This window comes from Amycolatopsis magusensis (assembly GCF_017875555.1).
GTDB classification, from domain to species: domain Bacteria; phylum Actinomycetota; class Actinomycetes; order Mycobacteriales; family Pseudonocardiaceae; genus Amycolatopsis; species Amycolatopsis magusensis.
Genome location: NZ_JAGGMS010000001.1, coordinates 5,841,631 through 5,865,405 on the forward strand (window position 1 = coordinate 5,841,631; position 23,775 = coordinate 5,865,405).

The 23,775-nt window shown below is 68.1% G+C and carries 24 protein-coding genes; 17 read left to right on the forward strand and 7 right to left on the reverse strand.

Annotation, left to right across the window (positions count from 1 at the left end; translation table 11 throughout):
- Window positions 1-88 precede the first annotated feature (88 nt).
- The gene (locus tag JOM49_RS25995; RefSeq protein ID WP_209666845.1) at window positions 89-1,246 is read right to left on the reverse strand and encodes a mandelate racemase/muconate lactonizing enzyme family protein; all 1,158 of its coding nucleotides are present in this window, start codon (window positions 1,244-1,246) and stop codon (window positions 89-91) included.
- Between the two features lie 74 nt (window positions 1,247-1,320).
- On the opposite strand from JOM49_RS25995, the gene JOM49_RS26000 reads away from it, so the two are divergent.
- From JOM49_RS26000 to JOM49_RS26015, 5 genes are all read left to right on the forward strand, one after another.
- Window positions 1,321-2,067 (forward strand): FadR/GntR family transcriptional regulator, encoded by a 747-nt coding sequence (locus JOM49_RS26000; RefSeq protein ID WP_245369475.1) that lies wholly within the window; start codon window positions 1,321-1,323, stop codon window positions 2,065-2,067.
- A 414-nt stretch (window positions 2,068-2,481) separates the two neighbouring features.
- Window positions 2,482-3,903, forward strand: coding sequence for an ABC transporter substrate-binding protein (locus JOM49_RS26005; protein WP_209666846.1), 1,422 nt, complete (start codon window positions 2,482-2,484; stop codon window positions 3,901-3,903).
- Window positions 3,900-5,909 (forward strand): ABC transporter permease, encoded by a 2,010-nt coding sequence (locus tag JOM49_RS26010; RefSeq protein ID WP_209666847.1) that lies wholly within the window; start codon window positions 3,900-3,902, stop codon window positions 5,907-5,909. Before JOM49_RS26005 ends, JOM49_RS26010 begins: the two co-directional genes overlap by 4 nt.
- The gene (locus JOM49_RS44155) at window positions 5,906-6,406 is read left to right on the forward strand and encodes an enolase-like domain-containing protein (protein WP_308158870.1); all 501 of its coding nucleotides are present in this window, start codon (window positions 5,906-5,908) and stop codon (window positions 6,404-6,406) included. The genes JOM49_RS26010 and JOM49_RS44155 overlap by 4 nt, the downstream gene beginning before the upstream one ends.
- Window positions 6,289-6,783, forward strand: coding sequence for an enolase C-terminal domain-like protein (locus JOM49_RS26015; RefSeq protein ID WP_308159068.1), 495 nt, complete (start codon window positions 6,289-6,291; stop codon window positions 6,781-6,783). Before JOM49_RS44155 ends, JOM49_RS26015 begins: the two co-directional genes overlap by 118 nt.
- A 9-nt stretch (window positions 6,784-6,792) precedes the next feature.
- Here the strand turns inward: JOM49_RS26015 and JOM49_RS26020 are convergent, their stop codons facing one another.
- The gene (locus JOM49_RS26020) at window positions 6,793-7,533 is read right to left on the reverse strand and encodes a ribonuclease activity regulator RraA (protein WP_209666848.1); all 741 of its coding nucleotides are present in this window, start codon (window positions 7,531-7,533) and stop codon (window positions 6,793-6,795) included.
- A gap of 1,585 nt (window positions 7,534-9,118) precedes the next feature.
- Between JOM49_RS26020 and JOM49_RS26025 the strand changes: the two genes are divergently transcribed.
- Genes JOM49_RS26025 through JOM49_RS26040 form a run of 4 tightly spaced genes read left to right on the forward strand, consistent with a single transcriptional unit; the run spans window position 9,119 to window position 11,567 of the window.
- The gene (locus JOM49_RS26025) at window positions 9,119-9,835 is read left to right on the forward strand and encodes a hypothetical protein (RefSeq protein ID WP_209666849.1); all 717 of its coding nucleotides are present in this window, start codon (window positions 9,119-9,121) and stop codon (window positions 9,833-9,835) included.
- 2 nt (window positions 9,836-9,837) lie between these two features.
- Window positions 9,838-10,179: a hypothetical protein gene (locus tag JOM49_RS26030; protein WP_209666850.1), complete on the forward strand. Its 342-nt coding sequence runs from the start codon at window positions 9,838-9,840 to the stop codon at window positions 10,177-10,179.
- Between the two features lie 15 nt (window positions 10,180-10,194).
- The gene (locus JOM49_RS26035; RefSeq protein ID WP_209666851.1) at window positions 10,195-10,917 is read left to right on the forward strand and encodes a hypothetical protein; all 723 of its coding nucleotides are present in this window, start codon (window positions 10,195-10,197) and stop codon (window positions 10,915-10,917) included.
- Between the two features lie 23 nt (window positions 10,918-10,940).
- Window positions 10,941-11,567 (forward strand): hypothetical protein, encoded by a 627-nt coding sequence (locus tag JOM49_RS26040; RefSeq protein ID WP_209666852.1) that lies wholly within the window; start codon window positions 10,941-10,943, stop codon window positions 11,565-11,567.
- 182 nt (window positions 11,568-11,749) lie between these two features.
- Here JOM49_RS26040 and JOM49_RS26045 read toward each other — a convergent pair whose 3' ends face one another.
- Complete coding sequence (locus JOM49_RS26045) at window positions 11,750-12,163, reverse strand: hypothetical protein (protein ID WP_209666853.1); 414 nt, start codon at window positions 12,161-12,163, stop codon at window positions 11,750-11,752.
- A 747-nt stretch (window positions 12,164-12,910) separates the two neighbouring features.
- On the opposite strand from JOM49_RS26045, the gene JOM49_RS44420 reads away from it, so the two are divergent.
- Window positions 12,911-13,831, forward strand: a complete 921-nt coding sequence (locus tag JOM49_RS44420) for a S1 family peptidase (protein ID WP_209666854.1) — start codon at window positions 12,911-12,913, stop codon at window positions 13,829-13,831.
- Window positions 13,832-14,133: 302 nt separating this feature from the next.
- On the opposite strand, the gene JOM49_RS26055 is transcribed toward JOM49_RS44420, so the two are convergent.
- Complete coding sequence (locus tag JOM49_RS26055) at window positions 14,134-14,439, reverse strand: hypothetical protein (protein ID WP_209666855.1); 306 nt, start codon at window positions 14,437-14,439, stop codon at window positions 14,134-14,136.
- A gap of 110 nt (window positions 14,440-14,549) precedes the next feature.
- Here JOM49_RS26055 and JOM49_RS26060 point away from each other — a divergent pair, with 110 nt between their 5' ends.
- Window positions 14,550-14,900 carry a hypothetical protein gene (locus JOM49_RS26060; protein ID WP_209666856.1) on the forward strand — a complete coding sequence of 117 codons (351 nt, stop codon included), beginning with the start codon at window positions 14,550-14,552 and terminating at the stop codon, window positions 14,898-14,900.
- A gap of 149 nt (window positions 14,901-15,049) precedes the next feature.
- Here the strand turns inward: JOM49_RS26060 and JOM49_RS26065 are convergent, their stop codons facing one another.
- The 3 genes from JOM49_RS26065 to JOM49_RS26075 form a co-directional block, all read right to left on the reverse strand.
- The gene (locus JOM49_RS26065) at window positions 15,050-15,703 is read right to left on the reverse strand and encodes a TetR/AcrR family transcriptional regulator (protein ID WP_209666857.1); all 654 of its coding nucleotides are present in this window, start codon (window positions 15,701-15,703) and stop codon (window positions 15,050-15,052) included.
- Between the two features lie 213 nt (window positions 15,704-15,916).
- Window positions 15,917-16,252 (reverse strand): hypothetical protein, encoded by a 336-nt coding sequence (locus JOM49_RS26070; RefSeq protein ID WP_209666858.1) that lies wholly within the window; start codon window positions 16,250-16,252, stop codon window positions 15,917-15,919.
- 1,285 nt (window positions 16,253-17,537) lie between these two features.
- On the reverse strand, window positions 17,538-17,759 hold the full coding sequence (locus tag JOM49_RS26075; protein WP_209666859.1) for a hypothetical protein: 222 nt from the start codon (window positions 17,757-17,759) through the stop codon (window positions 17,538-17,540).
- Between the two features lie 1,224 nt (window positions 17,760-18,983).
- On the opposite strand from JOM49_RS26075, the gene JOM49_RS26080 reads away from it, so the two are divergent.
- The 6 genes from JOM49_RS26080 (at window position 18,984) to JOM49_RS26100 (ending at window position 23,691) form a co-directional block, all read left to right on the forward strand.
- Window positions 18,984-20,417 carry a helix-turn-helix domain-containing protein gene (locus JOM49_RS26080; protein WP_209666860.1) on the forward strand — a complete coding sequence of 478 codons (1,434 nt, stop codon included), beginning with the start codon at window positions 18,984-18,986 and terminating at the stop codon, window positions 20,415-20,417.
- Window positions 20,398-21,276, forward strand: a complete 879-nt coding sequence (locus JOM49_RS26085; RefSeq protein WP_209666861.1) for a phosphotransferase — start codon at window positions 20,398-20,400, stop codon at window positions 21,274-21,276. Before JOM49_RS26080 ends, JOM49_RS26085 begins: the two co-directional genes overlap by 20 nt.
- A 52-nt stretch (window positions 21,277-21,328) precedes the next feature.
- A protein-coding gene (locus JOM49_RS26090; protein WP_245369318.1) for an IS5 family transposase occupies window positions 21,329-22,161 on the forward strand; the annotation gives its coding sequence in 2 pieces (ribosomal slippage) (window positions 21,329-21,665 and window positions 21,665-22,161; 834 coding nt in all).
- A 61-nt stretch (window positions 22,162-22,222) separates the two neighbouring features.
- Window positions 22,223-22,582: a transposase gene (locus JOM49_RS43280; RefSeq protein WP_308158871.1), complete on the forward strand. Its 360-nt coding sequence runs from the start codon at window positions 22,223-22,225 to the stop codon at window positions 22,580-22,582.
- Window positions 22,468-23,040, forward strand: coding sequence for an IS5 family transposase (locus tag JOM49_RS43285; RefSeq protein WP_308158872.1), 573 nt, complete (start codon window positions 22,468-22,470; stop codon window positions 23,038-23,040). The genes JOM49_RS43280 and JOM49_RS43285 overlap by 115 nt, the downstream gene beginning before the upstream one ends.
- Before the next feature lie 51 nt (window positions 23,041-23,091).
- Window positions 23,092-23,691, forward strand: a complete 600-nt coding sequence (locus JOM49_RS26100) for a hypothetical protein (RefSeq protein WP_209666863.1) — start codon at window positions 23,092-23,094, stop codon at window positions 23,689-23,691.
- Window positions 23,692-23,775: the final 84 nt, after the last annotated feature.

Below are 23,775 nucleotides of genomic sequence, written 5' to 3' on the forward strand. Positions count from 1 at the left end.
TCCCGGCTTGCGGCAGCTCGATGGTACTGGCAGGAAGCAGCGGCATGGGCCCTGGAAGGCCGGGCAGGACAGCCGGGAGATCGGCTCCCTACTCGAACATTCCGTAGCCCGCGACGGCGTGTGCCCGGACGCCGTCCATGTCGAGCTCCACGCCGATGCCGGGAGTGTCGGGAAGGGTGATGTAGCCGTCCTTGACGATCGAGCCGCTCCCGTCGGGGGCGTGGACGTAGCTGTCCCACACCGCGCGCTCCTCGAGGGCGTGCCATTCCTGGACGAGGAAGTTGGGGATAGCCCCGCACTGGTGCGACGTGGCCATCGTGCCCAGCGGCGTCGACACCAGGTGCGGTGCGAAGGGAATGTAGTGGAGCTCCGCGAGGTTGGCGATCTTCTTGGCCTCGGCGAGGCCACCGCACTTCGGCACGTCCGGCTCGATGACGTCCACGGCGCCGCGTTCGAGCAGCTCGCGGAATCCCCACCGCAGGTAGAGGTTCTCGCCTGCGCAGATCGGCGTGCGGGTTTGCGCGCGTACCCGCACCAGCGCGTCGACGTTCTCCGCCGGCAACGGCTCCTCAAGCCACATCAGGTGGAACGGCTCGAGTTCCCACGAGATCCGGCATGCGCTCGGCACGTCGTAGCGGGCGTGTAGGTCGATGGCCAGATCGACGTCCGGTCCGATCGCTTCCCGTACGGCTGCCACGCGCTCGACCATCGATCGCAGTTCGGCGGCGTTGATCGTGTGGTTGAAGGCGTCGAACTTGGCGGGGTGGTGCAGGTCGTCGATGTCGAACTTGATGGCGGTGAAGCCTTCGGCGACCATCCGCTGGGCCCGGTCGACGCACCCGGCGATCGAGCCCGCCGGGTCGTCACCGTCGCCGCAGTCGGCGTAGAGGCGGATCCGGTCGCGGAACTTCCCGCCGAGCAGCCGATACACCGGCTGGCCCGCGGCCTTGCCCGCGAGGTCCCACAGCGCGAGCTCGATCCCGGACAGGGCGATCACGAACACCCCGCCCTGGGGGCCCGCGAAGACCTTGCTGCGGCGCAGCTTCTCCCAGCACCGCTCGACGTTGCGCGGGTCCTCACCGAGCAGGAGGGGCGTCAGGAAGTCGATCATTCCGACGACGGCGCCCGCGCCGGCATCGGGATTGGCCTCGCCGAACCCGCTGAGGCCCTCGTCGGTGTCGATCCGCACCAGCGTGGCTTGACCGTGGTAGGCCACCACCGCCGTCGTGACGTTCACGATCCGCATTGCTCTCCATGCTGCCCAAGTCATGCATGTGAACGGACTATTGCGACGCTCAACTTGTCATATAAGCTGATGACATGCCAAGGAGACAAGAGTCTCCGGACGCTGTCAAGCTCCGGACTCTCCCGGTGCAGGTGGCGGCCCACCTGACCCGGCGCATCGTCAGCGGCGACTTCGAGAACGGCCGGGCCCCGTCGGAGCTCGACATCTCCCAGGAGTTCGGGGTGTCCCGCGTGGTGGCGCGGGAGACGCTCAAGATCCTTGCCTCGCTTGACATCGTCGACGTCGCGCAGGGCCGCCGCGTCGTCGTGCGCCCCCGCGCGGAGTGGGACTACCTGAGCCCGTTGCTGGTCGAGTGGCTGCCCACGGAAATCGTCGGCGAGCTGCTGCAGGAACTGCACCAGATGCGCGTGCTGCTCGAACCCGAACTCGCCGCGATGGCCGCGGCCAGCATCACCGACGAGACGCTGGACCGGCTCAGGGGCGAGATCGACCGCATGTCGGCGCTTGAGGCGGACCCCGACGCCTACCTCGAGGTCGACCACGAATTCCACATGGAGATCTGCCGCGCGGCCGACAACCGCATCCTCGACCGGATCATGTACTCCGCCCGCTGGCTCGGCACGGCAAGCCGGCGCGTCACCAACGAGGCGCCGGCCGGGCTGCACCGCGCCACCGCCGACCACACGGAGATCTACGAGGCGCTCGTGGCGCGCGACCCGGCAGGTGCCCGCGCGGCGATGCGCAGGCACCTGAGCAACAACTACTCCACGCTCCTCGCGGAGAAGGAGCAGCAGACCAAGCGGGCCGCCCGGCGCCGCTAGCGCACTGCACGACCGAGATTCGCCAACCGTTGACGAGGACGGACGAGGCATGGCAGCACCTGCGATCCCGCCGATCCGGTCGGGGCTGATCGGCACCGGACTCGCGGTCGAGAAGCTGCACCGGCCGGCGTTACGCGGGCTCGCCGGATCCGAGTCGGAGCGCCGCGTGACGCGCAGCAGCTCCGACGCCACCACCCACGGGGTCGTACTGGCGCTCGATCCTGTGCCCGGCGCTGGCCCGGTACCGCTGTGGCGGCCCCGTGGCTCGACCGGGCTGCCAGGACAACGCATCAGCAGTTCGGCGTCCTTCGCCACATGTACGACCCGCAGCGCGGCGCTCGCCTCGCTGTCCCGCCGGTTGCACCGTCGCCCCGTCGGTACGCGTTCGCCGGATCGGACGCAAGAGGAGTGGTCATGGAAGAGAAAACGGACTGGTCGAGACGCAGTTTCCTCGGGATGAGCGCGCTGGGCGTGCTCGGTCTCGCCGCGTGCGAGAGCGCGCCCACCGCGCCGCAGGTCGACGTCCAGGTGCCCAAGGTGCTGCTCGACGAGGCGGCCGGGCTCCGCGGCGGGTCGGTGGGGATGCTCTCGCAGAAGCTGTACTCGGAGGCCGCGAACCAGGCGCTGGACAAGTCGCTGCAGGTGTTCGCGCAGGCCACCGGCACTACGATCGGCAACGACCTGGTCTCCGGTGACGCCGGCGACATGGTCGCGAAGATGGACGCCGAGGTGAAGGCGGGCACCAGCCGCGATCTGGCCTTCATGAGCGACCGGCGGTTCGTCGGCCAGCTCCACAACCTCGGCGCCCTCACCGACGTCACCGACGTGGTCGAGGAGATGCGCGCGCTCTACGGGGAGCCCGCGACGGCGTCGACCACCTTCTGCGTGTTCGACGGGCGCTGGTTCGCGATCCCCTACCACTTCATCGCGACCGGGCTGTACCTGCGCAAGGACTGGTACGAGGAGAAGGGTCTCCCGCTCAAGCCGCACTACACGTGGGAGGAGCTGCGCGACAACGCGCTGGCGGTCTCCGACCCGGCGAAGCGGCGCTTCGGCTGGGGTCTCACGGTGAACCGCTCCGGCGACGCCAACGGCTTCATCGCGAACGTCATCAACTGCTACGGCGGGGCGATCGCGGACAACACCGGTGAGAAGGTGGTGTTCAACTCGCCGGAGACCGTCGAAGCCGTCGCGTTCCTCGGCGACATCTACTCGAACCCGAAGTACGCGCCGATGCTGCCGCCCGGGATCGGCAGCTGGACCGACTCGAGCAACAACGAGAACTGGCTGGCCCAGATCCTGGGGCTCACGCTCAACCAGTTCAGCGTCTACGCCGACTCGAAGACCAAGAAAAACCCGGTCTACGCCAACACGCACCCGTTCAACGGCGCCACCGGACCGGCGATCGACCGGCCGCTCGCGTACGGCGAGTCCAACTCGTTCGTCGTGTTCAAGGGGGCGAAGAACCCCGACCTCGCCAAGCTGGTGGCGAAGTTCATGGTCGGCGGGAGCGCACTGCTCGGTGTCGCGAAGGAAGCACCGTGCCTGGTCAACCCCTCGTGGGACAAGGTGTGGGACTCGGACCCGTACTACACCAGCGGTGACCCGGCCTTCCCCGTGCTGCGGGAGCAGACCCGCACGCCGCTCCCGCTGAAAACCACGACCGGCTACGCCTTCCCCCAGGCCCCGAGCCCCGGCGAGCAAGCCGCTACCGCGGCCTATCTGCTGACCGACATGATGCAGTCGGTCATCCAGGGCACCCGGCCGGCCGACGCCGTCGCCTCGACCCACGCCCGGATCGTCCAGGTCTTCGAACAGCAGGGCTACCAGCAGTGACCATCCTGCGTCCGCGCCCGGCGCCGGGTCGTCCGGCGCCGGGCGCGTCGTCCTCGCTCACCGCTTCGCAGCGGCTGCTCGGGCGCGACTGGCGCCTCGCCGCGGTGTTCATCGGGCCGACGCTGTTGCTGGTAGCGGGCCTGATCCTGTTCCCGATCGTCAGCTCGATCTTCACCAGCGCCACGGAGCGCCACGGTGCGGAGACGGACTTCGTCGGGCTGGACAACTACACGGCCCTCGTCGACGACGCCATGTTCCACAAGGGCGTGCTCAACTCGTTCGTCTTCACCGCGTACGCCGAGATCTTCAAGGTGATCTTCGGTCTCATCGCGGCGTTGATGCTGCACCACATGCGCCGCGGCCGGGCGATCATCGCCGGGGTGATCCTGCTGCCGTGGGTGATACCGACCGTCGTCACGGCCTTCACCTGGCGGTCTTTGCTCGACCCGATCTTCGGCAGCGTCAACGTCCTGCTCACCGACTCCGGGATCGGGCCGGCCCTCGCCGCGCTCGGGCTCGTCGACTCCTGGCCCGCGGAGTGGCTGTCCGATCCCGCGCTCGCGATGCCGGCGGTGATCCTGGTCAACGTCTGGAAGGGCGTCCCGTTCTTCACGGTGACGTTCCTCGCCGGGCTCAAGGCCATCGACAGCGGTCTCTACGAGGCGGCGATGGTGGACGGCGCCTCGCCGTGGCAGCGCTTCGTGCACATCACGCTGCCGGGGCTGCGCCACGTCATGATCGTGACGGTGCTGCTGTCGTCGATCTGGACGTTCAACAACTTCGACCTGATCTGGCTGATGACCCAGGGCGGACCGGGGGACGCCACCGCCCCGTACGTGATGGTGGCCTACTCGAAAGCCATCCAGCAGCTGCAGCCGGGCGCGGGCGCCGCGGTCACGCTGGTGATGCTGCCGATCATCGGCATCCTCGTGATGATCCTCGTGCGGATGATGCGCCGCAGCGACCAGCCAGGCGCGGTCGGCACGGGGCGCAGGCGGCTGACGCCCGCTCAGCGCAGGGCGCTGCCGTGGGTGATCGTCGTGATCTCGATGCTCGTGCTGGTCTGGGCGTCGCCGCAGATCGTCTGGAAAGCCGCGCTCGTGCTGGGCGTGTTCGTGATACTCGCGGCCGCCGTCGGACGGGTCGTCTCCGCGTTCGCGGCGCGGGGCAACCGGCTGGCCGCACGCCTGGTCGGCGGCGCCGGCACGGGGGTCGCGCTCGCGGGTCTGCTGGGCTTCGTGCTCGCCCCGCTCTACTGGATGACGGTCACGGCCTTCAAATCCGACGACCAGATCGTCGCGCGCACCGGCGACCTCTGGCCGGACCCGTGGAGCACCGAGCAGTTCACCAACCTGTTCACGGGCCGGGCGTTCGGTACCTGGTACGTCAACACGATCCTGGTGTCGGTGGCGTCCACCGTGATCGCCCTGGTCTGCGCGGCGCTGGCCGGCTACGCGCTGGCGCGGCTGAAGTTCCGGGGTTCGGAGAGCTTCACGGTGACGATCCTGCTCACCTACGTGATGCCGGGCGCGCTGCTGTTCATCCCGCTGTATCAGATGATGAGCGGGATCGGGCTCAACGACTCGTTGTGGTCGCTCGTGCTCGCCTACCCCACGTTCACCCTGCCGTTCGCGACGTGGCTGCTCGTCGGCTACTTCAAGTCGATCCCGGCCGACCTCGAGGAGGCCGCGCTGGTCGATGGCTGCACGCGGTTCGGGGCGTTCATCCGGATCGTGCTGCCGCTGGCCAAGCCGGGCCTGCTCGCGGTCGCGCTGTTCACCCTCACCAACGCGTGGAACGAGTTCCTGTTCGCCTTCGTGTTCATCACCGACGACGGCTACAAGACGCTGCCCGTCGGCATGCAGTCGATGATCTTCGGTGACGTCGTGCCGCAAGGGCAGCTGGCCGCGGCCTCACTACTGATCAGCATCCCGGTCGTGCTCATGTACGGGTTCGGGCAGCGGTTCCTGACCGAGGGCCTCACCGCGGGGGCCGTGAAGGGATGAGCGAGACCCCGGTTGTCACTGAGGAGCACGTCGCATCCCGGCCGAGCGACCTGCGCATCACCGACCTGCGGGTGGCCAACGTGGCCGGAGTGCCGTTCCGCTCGTCGATCATCAGGATCGACACCAACCAGGGGCTGGTCGGCTACGGGGAGGTGCGCGACCAGGCCGGCGCCACCTACGCGCTCATGCTCAAGAGCAGGCTCGTCGGTGAGAATCCCTGCAACGTCGACAAGATCTTCCGCAAGATCAAGCAGTTCGGGTTCCACGGTCGCCAGGGCGGCGGAGTCTCCGGCGTCGAGATGGCATCCAGGTCACTGCGAAGGGCGCCGACCACCTGGCGTCCTCTGTCGACGTCGTCCGCTCCGTCGCCGGCTACGACATCGCGCTCGCCGCCGACCACTTCGGCCACATCGCCCTCGACTCCTGCATCCGGATCGGCCGCGCGCTGGAACCGTTCACACTGGCGTGGATCGAGGACCTGCTCCCGTGGCAGCTGACCGACCAGTGGCGCCGGCTCACTGCGGCCGTCGCCGTCCCGACGTGCACGGGGCAGGACATCTACCTGGTCGACGGCTTCCGGCCGCTGCTGGACGCCGGCGCCATCCGCGTCGTACACCCCGACCTGGCGACGTCGGGCGGGATCGCGGAGACCAAGCGGCTCGGCGACTACGCGCAGGAGCGCGGGATCGCGATGGCGCTGCACCTGGCGGCGTCGCCGATCGCGACGATGGCGTGCGTGCACCTGGCCGCCGCCACGGAGAACTTCCTCGCAGAGGAGCTGCTGCGCCGCCACCTCGACCCGCGCGATCCGGTGTTCTTCGCCGAGATGACGCACTGGGACGGGGAGTCGAGCCACGACCGGCTGTGGAGCTGAGAGCGCCCGTCAGGCCGGGCCCTGCTCGGCGCGCCACCGCTCGTACTCGGGCCGGGCCTCGTCCGACAACGGGTAGTACAGCCGCATGTCGCCGCCCTCGGCCAGCCGGATCCGGGAGAACTCCTCCCATTCCGCGTGCTCCTGGGCGACAGCCAGCAGGGTGGGTGCGAGCTTGACCGGCACCACGACCGCCCCGTCGTCGTCGGCGACGACGATGTCGCCCGGCTCGACGAGCGTGCCACCGCACGCCACCGGCACGTTGACGGCGGCCGGGACGATGTCGGTCTGGGCGTGGAAGTTCGGCGTGGCGCCCCGGATCCACAGCCCGAGGCCGAGCTGCTTGGCCTGGCCGATGTCGCGCAGGCACCCGTCGATCACCACGCCGGCGCCGCCGCGGCCCTTGAAGTAGGTCAGCATCATCTCGCCGAACACACCGCTGCTCATGTCACCGCGCGCGTCGACGACGATCATGTCGCCGGGCTGGGCGTGGTACATGACGTGCCGGTGCAGCTGCTTCTCCGGTTCGGCGTACTCGTCGACGGGGTAGAGGTCCTCCCGCTTCGGCAGGAACTGCAGCGTCAGCGCCGGGCCGGCCACGCACACGCCGGGGGTCACCGAAACCGGGCCACGGATGAACGCGCTGCGGATGCCCATGCGGCTGAGCTCGGCGCTGGCCGTTGCGCTGCCGATGGCCGCGAGGGCCGCACTGAGCTCGGCAGGCGGGCGAACGATGTCGTGCGTCTCGACCACGTCGGCAGCTCCCCAGGGTCCGCGCTGACCGTGACTGTCAGCGAGTTCCGAGCGTAGTGCGGCAAACCTGCTTTCGCGATGTCCGGCGGCATGGTGCTGCTCCGCACGACGAAACTCGATCCGGCTCGCGTTCAAGGCGCTGGACGTTGAGCAGTTGGTCAGGACTTGGCCGGCAGTGCGAGCGCGGCGTCGATGGTGATGTCCAGGAAGGCGAGGGTGTCGCGGCGGCGGGCCAGCGGGTGCGGTAGGTCCGGCCTCCTTCGGCGCCCTCGGTGCGCAGGCTCAGGCTTTCGGCGATGATGCGCAGCCACTGCGAGTCGAACTCGTTCTGGGCGTACTCGTGGACGTCTCGGTCGGTCGTCATTGTCTATGCGCTCCTGGGCGTAACGAATCCCCTCCCAGCGCCACACATCGAGCCATGCATCGCCCACGGCCCGGCAGATCGCGGACCTGCTTGCCGTCGACCGTCTCGGGTCGTTTCTTCCACCGACACCTACCCGAGGCGGTCTCCGGCGCGACGGCTCTGTACGGCGGGTGATCCGACTGCCCGTGATCCCGCTGTGCACGATGAGATCGTTGATCAGCCTGGCTTGTGGTTCTTCTGCCCGGCGCGAGTCAGTCAGCACCCCAGGCGCAGGAGTTCTCGGGAGTTAGGTTCCACGCGCTCGCATGAACGAGCGGAACCTTGCCCAAGGCGAGCAGGCGGTTCAACGCGAGTCCCAGGTCGACGGAATTCAATACGGCCAGAACGCCGGTTGTGGAGGCGCACGATGAGGGGAGTCAAGGCTGGCCGACCGATCAGACCAGTAGTGCCAGCAGTTCGTCGCCGTCGTGGCACCCCGCCCAGCCAGCACAAATGAATCGTTGCAGGTCGTCACCGTTGATCTGGTGACATTGGAACAGTCCGCCCAGCTGCGCGATCCCCGGACACGCTCAACGACAACCCGCTCAGCGGAAACACTGGAGGCAACCGAATCACGGTGTGGTGCGTGCTCGCCGGCGGGGCTGGAACGGGCCGGTCGGTGACGCCATACCCCCACGATAGCGCCCGTCGCGCCCGCCAGGATCACTCGCCGCTCAGCAGCGATCGAACTTCTCGACAAAACCGGTCACCGGTGCAGCCGATCTGCCCCGGAAAGGTGAACGGGTCGCCATCGCGGTGCCTGACCCCATCGCTCGAGTTGAGGATCGTCCGAGCAGGGGGATGAGGGCGCGTTGGATGGCGGGAGGCCGGCTCGGTCTGTTGTGGCGTGTGCTCCTGGCCAGGAATCGTCGTCCGTGACCTTGAACGATGCCCTCGACGGGGGCAACCCTGGCAACAGGGGGCCTCGCAGTGTCCCGCGCGGGTCGTCGACGCGGGACAGCGTCATCAACGCTGAACTTCAGGTGCTCGGCGCGGCGGTGGGTGCGGACCTCGTCCCGATTGATCTGCGGGCGGGCACGGCGAGACAGTCGCGCCGGTCGGATGACGGCCTGTTCTCGGTGTCGTCGAGCTGTGGGTGAGAATGCGCGATCCACCCACATCACTGAGCGTGTTTGGGTACGGTCGTTTGGTGAGTTGTCGGGGGTTCAAGGGGGTGGTGGCATGGCGCTTGAGCGCGTTGAGCTGGCCACGGTGACTGTTCGTGATGACCCGCGGATGCGAGCTCGTTTCGCTGAGCTCACCCGTCCGGGTGGCGTGCCGCTGGAGCCTGCGGACACCTACGAGGCGCGTGACCCGAGCGGGTTTGTCATCGTCACGGTCAACAAGGCCGCCAAAGTCACGAATGTGCGCATCCGGCCGGGGTGGATTGCGCAGGTGGGCCCGGCGGCTTTGCCGGCTGCTCTGTTCAACACCTATGTGACGGCGCTGCAGCGGGCGCTCGCGGTGGAGCTCATCCATCGCCCGAAGCCCCCGCCGCGCACCGCGGCCCCGGACCCGCTGGACCCGGCGGACCTGTCAGTGGAGGAGTTCCTGTCTCGGACCCGGGCCCGTTCGGAGGCAATCAACGCGCAGTACGAGGCGATCCGACGTCGGCAACACACCCCGCTTGCGCAGATCCACGAGGTCCGCAGCCCGCTGGGCTATCTCACGCTGCGCATGCGCGGCGGCGGCCCACTGGCGCTGCACGGTGACCCCCGCGCCCTGGACAACCCCTCCGCGGAGGCACTGGGCGAGGACGCGCTGCAGCTGTTCGCGCGTGCAGGCCTCGGCGTGGCGGGCGAGGCCCGGACGTCGCCGGAGCGGGCCGCGCGCGGTGTCTCCGACGGGGCGGATGACGCCTATTTCGCGGAGTTCGACGTGTTCGATGACGAGGACTGACGATGACTGATGGTTTCAAGGTGGTCACCGACGCGCTGCGGGCGGAGGCCATGCTCTGGCAGCAGAAGGCGGACCAGACTCAGCCGGTCGTGCAAGCGGTCAAGGAGACCTACCTGACCTGGACAGCGTTCTCGGTGATCGACGTCGCCGTGTTCCCGGCGCTGGCCAACGCCCAGATCCAAGCCCACCAGTACGAGGAGTTCCGCGCCTTCATGGAGCAGACCCTGCAGGGTGCGGCCACGGAGTTCAACCAGATCAGTGACGTACTGCGGCGGATCGCTGACGAGTACGACCGCACCGAAAGCATCACTGAGATCGACATCGGCAAGTTCTACGAGGCCTAGGGTTGGGTGATCGACATGTCCACGTCCGATGAGATGATTTCCCAGCTCAACGACAAGTTCAACGGCCTTGAGGACAAGGTGGTCGAGTGCGGCGACAAATACAACGCCGCCGTCCAGCACATCATGAACTGGCAATTCATGCTCGGTCCGGCGATGTTCCTCATCAAACCGGCGATGGATGAGATCCGGGAACATCTGGCCAAGGTGGGCCAGTTGGTCCAGACCGCGGTCACTCACCACGCGCCGGTGGTGTCGTTGATCGTCCAGTCCTTCAACTGGGTGGCGAAGATCCAGGCGCCGGTGAACGGGCTGGCCCACCAGAAGACCGACCTGGCCTACCAGTGGGAGGGCAAAGCGGCGGCGAAGTACCAGGACAAGGTCACGGCACAGAACGACGCGATCAAGGCCTACTCGGCCAAGTCGGACAATGTCAGCAAATGGCTCATGGAGATCGCCCAGTACAACGTCGAGTACATGACCAAGCTGGCCGAGGTGGTCACCAGCTTCCTGGGCCAGCTCGTCACGGTCGCGATCGAGACGGCTACGGTCATCGAGATACCGTTCGCCGTGGACAAGCTCGCGGGCGCGATCGGCCAACTCGCCACTGACATGATGAACAACCTGGTGGGCGTCGCTGAGCGGTTCGTCGCCGCGCTCAGCAAGGTACGCGAGCTCATGAGCCTGATGACCGACACCGCGTTGCCCGACCGGGCCTGGCCGCAGGCGGTCGAGGGCTGACCCGCAATAGTCGAGAAGGAGTCATGCGCACACATCTCTCCCGCACCCGGGGCTGGGCGGTCTTCGGCCTGGTGATCGCGGCGCTCGTCGGCGGCTGCGGCCGGCCCAGCGGTCCACCGCAACCCAGGCCCGCACCCCTCGCGACCACCACCTCGACCACGCCTCCGCCGCCGCTCAAGTACAACTCCGCCCAATTACCCAATTGCGCGACAATCCACGCCGAAGTACCCGGGCTACCGCCCCCCGAACGGGTAAACGACTCGACCGACAACGGCATTGCGCCCGGGCGAAGCTGCACCTTCCGGGGCATCGGCGATGACGAGTCCTACGCTGACCTCAGCGTCGCGGCCTGGGAGTACTCAGAGAACGCCTACGGCCCCCAGCCAGGGAACAAGCGGGCCAAAGAAGACTTCAACCGGCGCGCGACCCCACAGGACGAGCAGATCAGCGACCTCGGCATCGGAGCGGAGGCCCGCTGGTCAGACCCCGACGGCGGCAGGGCCGGCTGCCGACTGGCGGTCCTCGACGACAACGCGGTGATCAGCGTGTTCTACGTCTCCGGCAAGAACGATCCGCCACGAGGCGAGAAATGCCGGGCACGTACGACAGACCTGGCCACACAGCTCTACACAGCCATACAGCCACAGTAGACCGCCGCCACGTCCAGCCCGGCCAGGACGGAATTCCCGTCTAGCGCGAAGTGCCGCTGTTAGATCACCGCCGGCCCGCTTCCAAACCGAGGAGCACCGTGGCGGGTTAACACGTCCGCCGGATCACCGCCCGCTCAGCGGCATGAGTGGGCATCCGTGAGGTGGTGACGATTGGGCTCCACTCACGAGCCGGAGTAATCGGCCCACCGGCCCTTCTTCGGTCTGGTGAACCACTCTGCGGCGTGGCGGGCCAACTTTTCGATTGACGAGCCGTTCGCTGGGAGGAGCAGCCCGTCTGGCCCCGACAGGTCGACCAGAGCATCCTCGGCTCTCACTCCGTCGTCCCAGTTCAGGCAGGATGGGCTCCAGCCGCCGCGGATGCCGCTGTCGTCGAAGTCCAGGCGCAAGGTGTCGCGAATGGCATGGCCCTCGATGACGTCCAGGGACACCAGGAGCCAGGGAGTGCCGTCGTCGTCGGCATGTAGCCAGTAGTCCAGCCGTGGTACCAGCGCGTTCAGCGACGTCGCGAAGGCCAGTTCCGCTTCGGTCGGCGCACCCTCTCGCTGTCCACCCCAGTCAATGTCCTCGTCGGTCACCGGTCGAACCTACTGCGTCAACCGGATCAGCATCACTTGCTGAGATGGGCGGACGTTCACGCGGTGGGCGTGTCGGCCCTCATGCCGTGGTCATTCGCCAGCTCCTGAGATCGACAGTGTGCTGTCGGTTCGGGGGTTAGTGTTGGGAGGACGTGGAATCGGCCAGCGTACTCCCGGGCCGGGAGGCCGGTGTTCGCAGCGGGCCCTGATGGGCCCTACCCGTTGCGGAGCGAGTACCTCCGCGACCTGGTGCAGCAGAGCCTGGGGCAGCAGGCGGCGGGGTGTGGCCGAGTGGCCGCTGACCAGAGGCATCGCCCCTCATCGATCGCGGTTCGTTGATCCCCGAGGCGCTGCAGCATGGTGTGCGCCGCGCTCACGGTGACTGAGGCTGAGGTGCATCCTGTCAGTGAGGAGCGGCCACCGCAGGCACCACGGTGCCGCGCGCTGGACACGTAAGCTGGTGTCTACGTCACCCGGGGGGCTGTGACGGATGGTGTTTCGGCAAGGATCGCACGCGCGACCGGTTCCATGCGGCTTACGACGAGGCATTGCGGCACTGGCCGGTGCCCTGCACCGAACTTGACGTCGAGGCTTCGTGGGGTCCCAGCCACCACCTGCCTCGAGCGCATCTACCCGCTGACGTAAGCCACTCGGGCGACTACGACACGCCACGAACCCCACGCCCCAGCAGGATCACGCTGGGGCCAGCTTCCCCGCACACAGTAGCGGCACAGACAAGGACAACCAGTGCGACTGAGACGACGACTACTGGCAATCGGCGTCACCGCGGCCTCCGCGGCAACGGCCATCACCGCCCTACTGACGTCCCACCACGACCCGCAAGGCCGTGTCGACGGACCGGTCGCATCAGCGCCGCCGGGCGTCGCGGCAATTCTGGCTGACGCGCCAGAATTCGGGATCCGCAACCAGTTCATATGTACGGGCACACTGGTATCCCCGCAGCGAGTGATCACGGCGGCGCACTGTATCGACGATAAGCCGCCGTCAGCCGCCGGCGATTCCCATCTTCAGGGAAACCCGCCGATCTCGGCGATGACGTTCAAGGTGCGTGTGGGCTCGGTCGACCGCACTGCCGGTGGCGAGCTGGTGACCGTCAAGTCCCACAGCAGGCACCATGGATGGGACTGGGGCAGGGAAGGGGGCGCCATGGACGACATCGCGCGCCTGGAGCTACAGCGGCCCACGTGGACAGAGCCCGCTGAAGTCGCCCGCGAGGTAGCCACACCCGGGCAGCGCGTCGAGTTGTACGGCTGGGGCCCCGCCAGGGATCCAGCAGGTGAGCCACCAGCAATACTGCACAGAACCGAGATGTTGGTGCTGGACACGACGGCGTGTGCGGGCGCCGAGTTCCGGCCATCATGGGCGATCACCGAAAACGAGAGCTGCACCGGCCATCCCGACGGCGCGGGACCGTGCGCTGGCGACTCCGGCGGCACCCTGTTCACCCAAGCTGGCCAGGCCGTGTCCAGTACAAGCAGGAGCCATGGCATGTGCAGGAAGACCGTGTCAGCGAACACCTCGCTTCCGCAGTACCGCCCGTTCATCGTCGAACCGGTGGCACGGCGATCGAGGCTTGCGGTGCTCCTTCGCCGCCGCCCTCGGGCAGCCCGCGCACCGGCCGGGTGTCACCGACCCGGAACACGGTGACTTCGCTGGGCTGGTGCAGCCCGGCTGTAGCGAGATCCGCCTCGCCGAGAAGGTCCGCCAGCGCAGCGACATGAACGCCACTGTGAACGAATTGTGGCTTCTGGCCATCCAGTTCAGTCGGGCGCGAGAGGCACTGATCTCGGCCAGTCCCGACTTGCCCTCGGGCAGATCGCTGACCGAGCGCACGCGGGAACGGCTGCTCGGGCGTCGCGCTGCGCTGTTTCCAGCGAGCCGGCGTTGCCGGTCTCCCGTACGTGGCCCCCGGGACCCGCCCGGTGAGGCCTCAGAACTATCGGGAACAGTCAGGGCGTCCAGAGAACCGGGGTGGCGATCACCAGCCGGGGTGCGATGGGACTGTCCGGGTGCGGCAATTCCAGCATCTCGTTGGCAACCTCGACGACGGTTCCGGTGCGGTGCCACACCGCTTCGCCTGCCGGATTGACGCGCACACCGGCGGCGTCATCCTCGGCGCGGAAGATGAGCAGGTCCTCCCCTGCGGGTGCCCAGCGGCGGATGGCGCCGATGGCGACCACCTCGCCAGCTTCATTCTGGGGATGCCAGAACATCCAGCCTGCGGCGATGAGGCGGTGCAGGGTCTCATCGCTCATGGGTGTGTCCCCCGAGTCCGTGGTGGCCGCGGCAGCACGCGACGGCAGGGGGTCGCGCGGCCCGGGCAGGCCGGTGGGCGCCCTGCTCGACGCCAACCCCGGCGACGGGCATGATCACCCCGTTCAGCCTCCGCGAGATCGAGGCGCGAGGCCTGCTCGCCCTCGGGCGGCCCCGCGAGAGCCTGCACGTGCTGACCACCACCGAGACCGGAGAACCACCCGCGCCACAGTGGGCCGTCATCGACCGCGTGACCACCGGCGAAATCCTGGGCGCGATCGACGAACACGACGCCGCAGCCACCACCCTGCGCGAAGCGATAGAACTCGCCGAGCGGCACCGGCTGCCACACCGGCTCCAACGCGCCATCCGCGCCGCCGACCGCGGCGACCATCCCGACATCAGCGGTCACGGCAGCGAGGCACTCGACCGGCTCCACCACCAACTCGCACCAGAGCCGTAAACGGCCTCACCCGGTGTTCCGGAACGTCGGGAGTGGTAGCGCCGAGGACGCCATCAGGTCGTGAGTACACGGGCGCGCGGGCAGCGCGCGGCAGGACCGCGAGGCCGGGCCCGGTGCGGATCGTCCACCGCAGCGGCTCACCAGCCCTGCTACAGCTCGGCATGGTCACCTGCCGGGTATTTTTCGGCCAAGCCATGGGTGATCGCGCGCACCCCGGCTCGGTAGAGCTCGTCCCGCGCCTGCTCGTCCGGCACGGGGCCCTTGCTCGGCAGGGGATTGCGCTGGGGGCCCATCAGCTCCGCGCTGATCAGCCCGTGCATGGTGGTCCACAGTAGATAGGAGCAGGTGAATCCGTCCTCATCGGACGCACCGGGCGGTGTCGCGCGCCCGAGGATCGTGGTGAGAGTGAACTGCAGCACGTGGTGCCGCAACTCCGGGTCCGGATCGAAATCGGCGAGCGGGCGCTCGAACATGAACGCATACCGCGGCGGGTTCTCCAGGGCGAACCGGCGGTAGGCCACCGCGAGATCGAGGGCGTCCCGCTCGCGATCATCGGTGCAGGGCGGCAGCGCGGCGAACACCGCCCCGAGTTGTTCGAAAGCACGGTGGTATAAGGCCTGAAGCATCCCGGCCCGTCCGCCGAAGCGACTGTAGACCGCGATGGTGGAGGAGTCGGCGGTCGCGGCGATAGTGCGCACGGTCAACCCGGCCACGCCTTGGCCGGCCAGCATCTGGATGCCAGCCTGGAGGAAGCGCTCCCTGGTTTCGGCGGCCGATCGGGCCCTGCTGTTCCGTGCCGTCATGGTTCCCTGTTTCTGGGGGTGGTGACCGATTCCGCAGCCGCTTCGAACGCAGCGGGTCGGTCAGTGTGGCATTTCCCGTGTGGCCATCGCGTTACGGAGGAGGGGGCGTTGCGACGCGCTCGCGGGCAACGTGCCCCCAGCCGCACCGTGCTGAACGCCCCGTGTTAGCGGCACGAGCCCCGTGAAGGCCGGAGCCAGGTAGACGTTGGCGCGTCACCGACCGTGCGTGACCACGGCTTTCCGCGTCGCGTGGAAGCGAATTGTGCCCGCAGATGCGACTTGGGAGGGTGACACAGTGGACGGCTCGGGCGCAGTGCCGGTTTTCGGTGGCACGAGCTGAGTGCTGGCGTAACGCAGATCGAGGGCGGCCTGCATGCAGCCGGGGATCGACAGCGTGTGCAAAAGTACGCCTTCCTCGTAGAGACCGACCGCTTGCTGGGCACGAATCGGCCGGGCGTGGATGTACCGCGCGGTCGCGGGTGCAGGCCCGGGCGGTGCGGGGGGCCACTGCGGGTCCGGCATGCGCAGTAACGCCAGCGCGTCCTCCATCGTCGCACGGAGCGCGGAGACGTGACCGCCGTGGACTGTAGCCACCGATTCGCCGAAGTTCGTCCGCAGTTCAATCAGGTACTTTCCTGGGCGGGCACGGACCTCGAGTTCCTGGTTCGGCGTGCGCGGGCGCCGGTGCGCGGCGCCGGTCAGCCCCGCGGTGGACGCGGCAGCAGTGTCAGACCATCGACTCACAGGCAGCTCGCCCCCGCAGAGTAGATGGCACCCCGGCAGAAAGCCGGGTGCCGCAACGTCGTCACCGAGGACAGGCGCGACCGCGTACCGGCTGAGCGGTGCTCGGCAGGACGGCGACGTGCCAGGTGCGGTGCCCCAGCGAGGGCGGGGCAGGACTGTGCGGCGCGGGCCACGGCCCGGCACCGGCGCGCACGGCGTCCGGCCATGGGTGTGCGCTCCGTCCGCGCCTGGCTGCCGGCCGCGTTCGTCGTGCTCCGTATCAGCTCGCGCACGTCCGCTTCGCCCCTGGCCTGCGCGGAAAGGGCTCGCGCTGAGACGGCACCGTCCCGGGTGATCGTCGATGGTTGAGCCCGTCGCAGGTGCCAGCACGCCGTTCTCCACCTCGCGTGCAGCGTCGCTGCCTGGTGCGCCGCGGCGGTGGCGAGCGCGTCTCCGGTGTGGATGCATGCCCTGAGGGCGCGGCGGGTCGCGCCGGACCCAGCACGGCCCCGGCACCGCGCAAACGTACGTGGCGCCGGCGGTGAGCAGGTCACGACCGTGGGCGCGGCAGCGGCGGTGACCGACCAGGCTGTCACGGATCGTGCTTGTCCAGTGTGCCGTCGGCGTCGTGCCCTCCGGCAGCGGGGGAACACGGCTGGGAGGGCGGTGACGAGTGCGGCAGGGCACCGGAGGTGTCCCACCGCGGTGGGTCGGCGGGCAGGTCGCTGGCTGGCGATGAGCGTGGCGAAGGATCGGTGGATGCAGCGCATAGCACGGCGCCACCGCACGGCCCGCTCAGCGGGATCGACTCTGTCCGCCCAGGCGCGGATCACCGAGTCACCGGTCGTGCCAAGCGTGTGCGCCGCCAGTTCTAGGGCGTCGGCGCGGGTGAGCGGCCGCTCCGGCGAGGCCCAGCCCGCCAGGATGCAGGCCAGCAGCACGGCGTCGAGGCTCGCGGCCCGCCGGGCGGTGTCCCGATTAGACCGCCGGGGTGCGGTATCCGCTGGCTCCATCCGGAAGTGCCGTGCTTCTGCCGTGTCCGTGGTGATTGCCTCGGAGGCGGCGGCGGGGCCGTGGACCGGAACTGCGCGGGTGGCCGGATAGCCGATGATCACGAGTTCGGCGGGCATGTGGGCTCCGTGTTCTGCGCGGGCGCTTCGGCGCCCGGCACCATGGGAGTGAGGTCGGTGGTGGCGATGGTGTGCAGGGCCTGCAACACAGTGCGGCGCTGCTGCTCCGGCACGCCGGCGACGAGCGCGGCCGCGACGGCCTCGGCCGCCGGGGCGAGCTGGTCATACAGTGCCTGCCCGGCCGGGGTCAGGGTCACCGACACCGCCTGTCCGCGTGGGCTGCCCCGCGGCGCTCCAGGACTGCGCGGGTGAGCAGGTGTGTGACGGCCGAGGGGGACGCCCCGAGGGCGTCACACAGGTCGTTCTGGCTGCCCCGGGGACGGGCTGACACCGCCTGCAGCACCAGAAAGTGCGTCATGGTGATCACGGGGGAAACCGCCGTGCGCCACTGGCACGCGGTGTTCTGCCGGACACGCCGCAGCACACCGAGCAGGTCGAGTGCGCCGGGAGCTGCCGGGTCCCTGAAAGACACCTGCTCGCTGCGGGGAGCGTCCAGTGCGAACTGGTGTGACATCACCGGCGTCGCTCCATTTCCGTGAATACTGTCGACGTACCTGGAGCGTGCCGCGGCGAAGCGCGCTCTGGGATTGGTTTAGTCGGGTTGCGGCAGTACTGCGTGGAGAAAGCGCGTCGCTGACCTCGAGAATGAATTCAGCAAACGCGGCCACTATCAACGCGGCCGACACGATGGCGATCGCGGCGCATTCCGTAATGGCACTCATGGCTGTGCCCTCACACGACCCAGACGAGCCGCAATGGACCGAACAATGCCCGGCCGCGGCCGCCGCTGTGTGACGGTACCGAAGTCAACGAGGCCAACGCCGCCGTACTGCTGCGGCGCGCTCTGGGCCAGGGCGATGGCGGGGGAGTGGAAGTCGGCATTGTCGTAGGCGGGCAGGCTGTCACTTCCGGTGACCTGCGGCAGCAGTGTTCGGACGGCTGTGCTCGCGTGGTCCCATCTGACTCGCCATTCGCGATCTCCGCCGCCGCACCGTTCGCGCCACCTCGCTGCATGTGCGGCGGTGGGCGGCAAATGCATCCCGAGGACGGTGCAGAGGTAACTGGGGTCGGCCTCGCGCACCACGAGTGGGTTGCCGTGTTCGGCGAGTACGCACGCAGCCAGAAACGCCGGGGTGTGGGTGTCGACCTCGCCGAACGCGGTCGAGACTAGAACATGTGCCATTTCACGGGGTGTGATACAGGGTGTTATCGAGCATAGAGTCACGTTTCCTCCATCCTCGCCCACCGGAACGTGGGCCGTCCTGAGCGGACGGTGCCGTTCCTCGGCCGTCCGCGTCCTGTTCAAATTCTGGCACCGGAGGAACCCTGCGGTTATGCTGCTGTGAATAATCGCTACCCAAAGCTGGGTAGCCGCCGACCACCGGGTGTGCTAGTGACGCGCGAAGCCTGGGATGCGAGGAGGGCCTGTGAGCACGAGCCGGGCTACAGCCGCGCGGACATGTCGCTACTGCGGCACGCAGTTGGCCAAAGACCACAGCGACACCGCGTGCTCGGCCTGCGCACGCCGGCACCGCGCCCCCGAAGCGCCCGCTGTGCCGTCGGAGTTCTGGTCAGACCCGGCCATCGCAGCAGCTGTGCACGAGCAACGGTTCGGCAAGCTCATTCACGCCTACCGTGTGCATCCCTGGCACGCCCGCCTCATTACCCAGGCCACGATGGCCCGCTGGTTGCGTGTGAGCCAGTCCCGGCTGAGCCGAATCGAAACCGGCCGCGGTCCCTGCAGCCGGGACGAACTGCAGCAATTCGCCCGGGCACTGCACCTTCCGCCCGCCCTGCACTGGTTCCCTCGCCCCGAGTCCACCGGCACCGTCGCACCGATGGAGGGGGCCACCGTCACGGCGGCACGCGACTCCCTGGCCTTCACCAGCACGCTGACCGGCCTGGCCGACCGCGGCAACGACCTGTGGGCACTGCGCGCCGACCTGAGCCTGGTGGCGACGAACTACGTGCACAAGCCGCTGAAAACCGTCTTCGGCGACCTCGTGGACAGCCGAGACACCGCGATCGCGCTGCTGAGCCGGCGATTGCGCCCGGCGCAGGAACGCGACGCGTACTTCCTCGCCGGCGTCGCCTGCCTCATGCTCGCCCACGCCGCCCAGAACGCGGGTGATCCGCGCTCCGCGCAACACCAGCTCAAAGCCGCAAAGGACTTGGCCGACGTCGCCGACCATGCCGCACTGCGCGCCTGGGTGCTCGGCAGTTCCGCGCTGCTGCATGAGTGGACTCGCCGCCACACCGACGCGGTCGCCCTCGCCCGCCACGGCCACACCTACGCCACCTCGGCAACGACCCGCTCGCGGCTGCTCGCGATCGAAGCACGTGCCGCCGCCCGCGGCGGAGACCACGACACGGCCACCGCGGCCATCCGCAGACTGTCCGATATGGACTCTGATGTGATCGACGATGACGTCACCAACTTCGGTGGCATCCTCACGTTTCCTGCGGTGAAACGCACCTACTACCTGGGCAGCACCTACGGCCTGCTCGCCCAGCACGAGAACGCCGAACGGCACGCCCACGCCGCGATCGGAGCCTACGAGACAGGACCACCGGAGGAACGCTCCTACGGCGACGAAACCCTCGCCCGCCTCGACATCGTCAACGCCCGGATCGCAGCCGGAGCCATCGACAGCGCACAGACCGAACTCGAACCGATTCTCGCTCTGCCTCCGGAGCTTCGTATCCGCCAGGTGGACAACGCCCTCACTCGCACCCGAAGCCTCGCCTCGCAACTGGGCCACCGCGGCCACACAGCCGCCCGCGAACTCGCCCAGCAACTGAGCACCACGCTCGAACAGCCCGCCGCGCTACCATCGGCCCGTGCTCTCCCCCCACCCTGAACGAGTCCTGCACCGCGCATGCACCCACGCAGGACTGCGCAGCGACGACGCCACACCCCTGCGCCAGCACGCCACCGACGTGTTCCTGCTGCCCGCCGACAACGCCGTCGCCAGGATCGCCTACGGCCCGGTGAACGCCACCCGCGCCACCCGAGCGATCACCATCACCCGCTGGCTCACCGACCGCGGTTTTCCTGCCACCGAACCGCTCGCCGTGGACCAGCCCGTGCACATTGACGACGCCACCGTCACCTTCTGGCACCACTATCCCCAACCCACCGCCACCCCGCCAGACAGCGGCGAACTCGGCGCCCTGCTGCGACACCTGCACCAGCTGCCCGCCCCGGAGCTCTCACTACCGGCGTACACACCACTGGCCGACCTGACGGGCACACTGGCCTCCGCCACCACCGTGCTCGATGCCGACACCACCGCCTGGCTCACCGACCGAGTCAGCGAACTACTCGCACAATTCGCCGACCTCCACTCCGTCTTGGGACACGGCCTCATCCACGGCGACGCCTATCCCGGCAACACCCTGCATACCAACACCGGAACCATCCTCGGCGACTGGGACGAAGTCGCCCGCGGACCACGTGAACTCGACCTGGCCAACACCATCCAAGGCATCCGCTTCGGCCGCAGCACCAGCGAAATCGACCGATTCACCACCGCCTACGGCTACGACCCCCGAAACTGGCCAGGAATCACCGTGCTCACCGCCATGCGCGACCTGCACACACTCGGCGCCTACCTACGCCGAGCCCACCGCGGCGACCTCGCCGCCCGCCGCGAACTCGACAACCGCATCGCCACACTCCGGCAGAACCCGGAGCTGACCACATGGACCGCCCGCTAAGACCGCATCTCGTTTGGGGTGGTTGTCGGGCGGGCGATAGTGTTGATCGGCGATGACGGATGTGGAGAAGTGGTGTCCGGAGCCGTTGTGGCTGCTGGCGTGTTCGCTGTTGCCCGATGCGCCGCAACGCCACCAGGGCGGGGGTCGGCGCCGGTTGGACGACCGTGCGGTGCTGGCCGCGATCTTGTACGTGCTGCAGACCGGTTGTGCCTGGTCAGCGGTGCCGGCCTCGTTCGGTGTGAGTGCTCCGACGGCGCATCGCCGATTTACGGAGTGGGTCGAGGCGGATGTGTTCGCCCGGCTGCACCAGATGATGCTGGATCTGCTCGGTTCTGCCGGAGCGATCGACTGGTCTCGGGCGTCGGTGGACGCCATGCAGGTCAGGGCGGTAAAAGGGGGGACCTGACCGGTCCCAGTCCGGTCGACCGGGGCAAGCCGGGCTCGAAGATTCACGCGATGAGCGATCGCGGTGGCATCCCGCTGTCGGTGGTCGTCTCCGCGGCCAACCGCAACGACCACCTGACGTTCGAGGCGGTGGTCGATGCGGTCGAGCCGGTCGCCGGGCCGGTCGGACGGCCTCGGCGCCGGCCGCGCAAGCTGCACGCGGACAAGGGCTACGACTATGCGACCTGCCGGAAGGTGCTGCGTCGGCGGGGCATCATTGCTCGGATCGCCCGCCGGGGTATCGAGTCGGCCACACGGCTGGGACGTCATCGGTACGTCGTCGAGCGGACCTTGGAGTGGGTTTCCCGGTTCCGGCGGCTGGCCCGTCGCTACGAGCGCAAGGCCGTCCATTTCCTGGGTTTCACCCAGCTGGCCTGCGCAGTGATCTGCTACCGCCGAGCGGTCAAGCTGGATCTTCTCACCCACGACAACCCCAAATGAGATGCGGTCTAAGACCGTGTCTCACGTGGGTTTGACGGTCGTGCCGTCATGATCTTGGGCCGTGGTCGATCGGTTGTCTATGCGATTGGTCCCGGACGAGTTGTGGGCGCTGGTCGAGCCGTTGGTTCCGGAGTTCCGGGCTCGTCCGCAGGGTGGCGGGACAGCGCCGCTTCCGGCTCGTGCGGTGTTCACCGCGGTCGTGTATGTGCTGACCAGTGGGTGTTCGTGGCGGGATCTGCCGCGGTCGTTCGGAGTGCCGTTCCAGACCGCGCATCGCCGTTTCAGTCAGTGGACCAAGGCTGGGTTGTGGCGCCAGCTTCATCACGCGGTACTGGACGAGCTGGGTGGCTGCGGGTTGATCGACTGGTCCCGCGTCATCGTCGATGCGGCCGCCGTGCGGGCGAAAAGGGGGGATCGCTGACCGGGCCGAGTCCGGTGGACCGCGGCAAGCCCGGCTCGAAGATCCATGTCCTGTCCGAGGGGGCGGGGCTGCCCCTTGTTGTTGGTGTTTCGGCTGCGAACACCATCGACGCCTACGCGCTCAAGCCATGGGTGAAGGCGATTCCTGCGATCCGATCCCGTCGCGGACCGTGCCGCCGCAAGCCCGGCAAGTTGCACGCGGACAAGGCCTACGACCACGCTGACTTGCGTGCCTGGGTTCACCGGCGCGGTATCCAGGTGCGCATTGCCCGCAAAGGCATCGATACCAGCGAGAAGCTCGGCCGACACCGCTGGGTGATCGAACGAACAATCTCCTGGCTCACCGGTTACCGACGACTCACCATCCGCTACGAACCCAACGCCAACCACTTCCTCGCCTTCCTCACCCTCGCCGCCGCCCTGACCTGCTTCAAAAAGCTCCGCAAAACCACCACATGAGACTTGGTCTAAACCGTACTACGGTCCGCGATCCCCGAGTACGAAACGGTTGTGGCTCCCGACGCCCAGACAGACCCCGATAAGGCGCCCGGTCGGGCGTCACCTCCGAAGCGCCGTCAAGAAGATGACGATCTCTTTGGGAACGAGGCGTCGCTCGTTGCATTCCCGGATGATGACGAGGAGCTGCCGCCAGCTCACGCACGCGACCGGCTGCTGCGGGAATTCCGCACGGAGATGTCTGGCGCAGTGGCCGGCGAGCACCTTGCCTCCGCGATCGAAGAGGTCCTGTTGGCGATGCCGCTGGACCGTACACTGGCGGCCATCAAGGTATTCGAGGGCGGCGACCGCGAAACGGTCCCGGCCTTCGAATACCTCAGCGCTGCGATCCCGACACCCGTTGCCGGAGCTCCGAGTCCACAACTTGCGCCGACGATCTTCAGCAACGAGGGGCGCATCGCAGGCCGTGGCAAGGTGACTCGTGTGCACCTCTGGGGATGGCGAACAAGCTACCCAACGCTCGATGGCGAAAACGTCTGCGTACATAAAATGCCGCAGGCGGCAGGTAGCTTCCGGTACAGTTTTCCAGTGATTCGTATCGACACGTCCACGGGGTGCCATATCGACGAGTTTCTCTTGCCGAATATGGATTAGATGGCGCACGGTCCCGACGTTGATCGACTTCTCGGCCGCGTGCAGCTGAACAGTCAGCGTCAATGCTTGAGAGCGTGTTTGTGC

Coding starts and splice junctions, on each gene's coding strand:
- JOM49_RS25995 (WP_209666845.1), bottom strand. CDS start 1,246: ATGCGGATCGTGAACGTCACGACGGCGGTGGTGGCCTACCACGGTCAA.
- JOM49_RS26000 (WP_245369475.1), top strand. CDS start 1,321: ATGCCAAGGAGACAAGAGTCTCCGGACGCTGTCAAGCTCCGGACTCTC.
- JOM49_RS26005 (WP_209666846.1), top strand. CDS start 2,482: ATGGAAGAGAAAACGGACTGGTCGAGACGCAGTTTCCTCGGGATGAGC.
- JOM49_RS44155 (WP_308158870.1), top strand. CDS start 5,906: ATGAGCGAGACCCCGGTTGTCACTGAGGAGCACGTCGCATCCCGGCCG.
- JOM49_RS26025 (WP_209666849.1), top strand. CDS start 9,119: ATGGCGCTTGAGCGCGTTGAGCTGGCCACGGTGACTGTTCGTGATGAC.
- JOM49_RS26030 (WP_209666850.1), top strand. CDS start 9,838: ATGACTGATGGTTTCAAGGTGGTCACCGACGCGCTGCGGGCGGAGGCC.
- JOM49_RS26035 (WP_209666851.1), top strand. CDS start 10,195: ATGTCCACGTCCGATGAGATGATTTCCCAGCTCAACGACAAGTTCAAC.
- JOM49_RS26040 (WP_209666852.1), top strand. CDS start 10,941: ATGCGCACACATCTCTCCCGCACCCGGGGCTGGGCGGTCTTCGGCCTG.
- JOM49_RS26055 (WP_209666855.1), bottom strand. CDS start 14,439: ATGAGCGATGAGACCCTGCACCGCCTCATCGCCGCAGGCTGGATGTTC.
- JOM49_RS26060 (WP_209666856.1), top strand. CDS start 14,550: ATGATCACCCCGTTCAGCCTCCGCGAGATCGAGGCGCGAGGCCTGCTC.
- JOM49_RS26065 (WP_209666857.1), bottom strand. CDS start 15,703: ATGACGGCACGGAACAGCAGGGCCCGATCGGCCGCCGAAACCAGGGAG.
- JOM49_RS26070 (WP_209666858.1), bottom strand. CDS start 16,252: ATGGAGGACGCGCTGGCGTTACTGCGCATGCCGGACCCGCAGTGGCCC.